Origin of the sequence: Mesorhizobium sp. M7A.F.Ca.MR.362.00.0.0 (genome assembly GCF_004023175.1) — a bacterium.
Lineage (GTDB): Bacteria > Pseudomonadota > Alphaproteobacteria > Rhizobiales > Rhizobiaceae > Mesorhizobium.
Genome location: NZ_RZTF01000393.1, coordinates 1 through 2,034 on the forward strand (window position 1 = coordinate 1; position 2,034 = coordinate 2,034).

Sequence of the window (2,034 nt, forward strand, 5' to 3'; positions counted from 1 at the left end):
TTCGATCCCGCCATGCCGCAACCGCTTCCGTACGATCCTCGAAACAGGCGACGCGCACTTGAACGGTCCCAAGGGCGGCGTGAAGGACAGGAATAGATACGGACTATCCACCTTCGGTCGCGCGCGCAGGATGTAGTCGGCGAGCGCGGCGCCGGTCTCCTCGAGGAGCGGCGCCACGCGATCACGCTTGCCCTTGGTGCGCCGGACAAAAACCTCGCCAGCTCGCCAGTCGATATCCTGCAGCTGAATGGCGCGGAGCTCGCCGTTGCGAATGCCGGTGGTGGCGAGTAGCAGCAGGACGGCTCGATCGCGGATGTCGACCGGCGTGGTTGCGCCGATCGCATCGATTGCGCGCCGAACGTCATCCCATGCAAGGCGCGGTGGCAAATGCGCCAAACGCCAATGAGGCGTCCTTGGGACGACGCCGGCGAGATCCTGGTCATGGTGGCCAGCCCAACACAAAAACCGAAGAAATGTTCGGATGTGAGAAGTCGCTGCCGTGCGGGTGCCGGAGGTCGCCGATAGCGACAGCCGATGCTCGACGGCAGCGAGGACGTGCTCAGCCGTCAACGCCTCGAGGTTTTGACCGGGATGATGATGGCGGAACCAATCCAGAAAGCGGCGGCCGCCCAGTAGAACGCCTTCGCGGGTCTTCGAGGTCAGAAGCGGAGTATCCGGATCATCATCTACCCTGGGAGCGGAAGCCATGAAGCGCTCCGGAGCCACTCGCCGTGCATGTCCCAGCGCCGATGCTGCCCAATACGTGGAGAATCTGTAGTAAACGTGCATAGATAGCTGTCGACGACATCTTGATGGATCGGCATCCGACCACAGCGCGTTGCGGCAAACTGGCTAAAGCGCCCGATCCGGCTCAAGTAAATCTTGGCGGACGCTCGCTTGTAACCAAGGGCGAAAAAATGCTCCGCGAGGCGATCCATCTCGCCACGGAGTGAACCGCTACGCAGGCGCTTGAGCACCCCACAATAGGAAAAATAGAACTCGAGCATTCTGCCCCTCCGGTGTTGTGGCACAGGGGAATCCCGCGCCATGAGAGAGGCATGAAATATTATGTGGCGGAGGCAAGCTGGGTTTGGCCGGCTCGAAAGGGGTCAGGGCGGCTCCGCCACATAATCATCGGGTGCGCATAATCACGGTTGGACTAACCCGCTCTGCAAGGAGGGTGAGTGCCGACAGCGTGATCTGATTGCGTCGTCTGGCGCGCTGGTCATGTGTCCACAACAAGCTCCGACTGCGTCAGCATGGAGTGGCTGCTTGCAGCCTATTCCATCCGACAAAGGAGCTTGTCATGACCCAACTTCGCCAGCACATGAGCGAGGACATGGAGGTGCGCAACCTCGCGCTCAACGCCCAACTCTCCTATCTTCAGCAGGTGTCGCTGTTTGCGCGTCACTTCGGCAAGTCGCCGGACTTGCTCGGGCGCGAGGATATTCGGACCTATCAGGTCTATCTGACCAACGAGAAGAAGCTGTCGCCTGGTTCGATCCACACAGCAATTGCGGCGCTGCGCTTTCTCTACAAGGTGACGCTCGAGAGGGATTGGGCGCCTGAAGAGGTCCTGCCGCTTCCCAAGAAGCCGCAGAAGCTGCCGATCATCCTCAGTGCCGAGGAAGTTCAGCGGTTCCTCGGCTGCGTCCTCGACGTCAAACACCACGCCATCCTGACCACTTGCTATGCCGCCGGCTTGCGCACCTCGGAAGCGGTTCAGCTAAAGCCCACGGGCATCGACAGCCAGAGAATGGTCATCCGCGTCGAGCAGGGCAAAGGCCAGAAGGACCGCTACGTGATGCTGTCGCCCAAGCTGCTGGAGATCGTGCGTGACTATTGGAAGCTGCGGCGGCCAAAGGCGTGGCTCTTCCCCGGCGACCGGGCCGACCAGCCGATCACCAGGGGTGCGGTGGGACAGGCCTGCGCGAAAGCGTGCGACCTCTCCGGATTGTCCAAACCGGTCACGCCGCACAGTTTGCGGCACGCCTTCGCGGTCCATCTGTTGGAGGCCGGCGCCGACGTGCGCAC

3 protein-coding genes are annotated in these 2,034 nt (G+C 61.6%); 1 reads left to right on the forward strand and 2 read right to left on the reverse strand.

Going from position 1 to position 2,034, the window contains the following annotated elements:
• Positions 1 to 708 (reverse strand): tyrosine-type recombinase/integrase (locus EOC06_RS31030; RefSeq protein WP_245470243.1); only part of this gene is annotated, 708 nt, incomplete at its 3' end.
• Entirely contained in the window at positions 687 to 1,007 is a 321-nt protein-coding gene (locus EOC06_RS43950) for a hypothetical protein (RefSeq protein ID WP_245470244.1), read from the reverse strand. The genes EOC06_RS43950 and EOC06_RS31030, both read right to left, overlap by 22 nt.
• Positions 1,008 to 1,306: 299 nt before the next feature.
• Here EOC06_RS43950 and EOC06_RS31035 point away from each other — a divergent pair.
• A partial coding sequence (locus tag EOC06_RS31035; RefSeq protein WP_245470245.1) for a site-specific integrase occupies positions 1,307 to 2,034 on the forward strand: 728 nt, incomplete at its 3' end.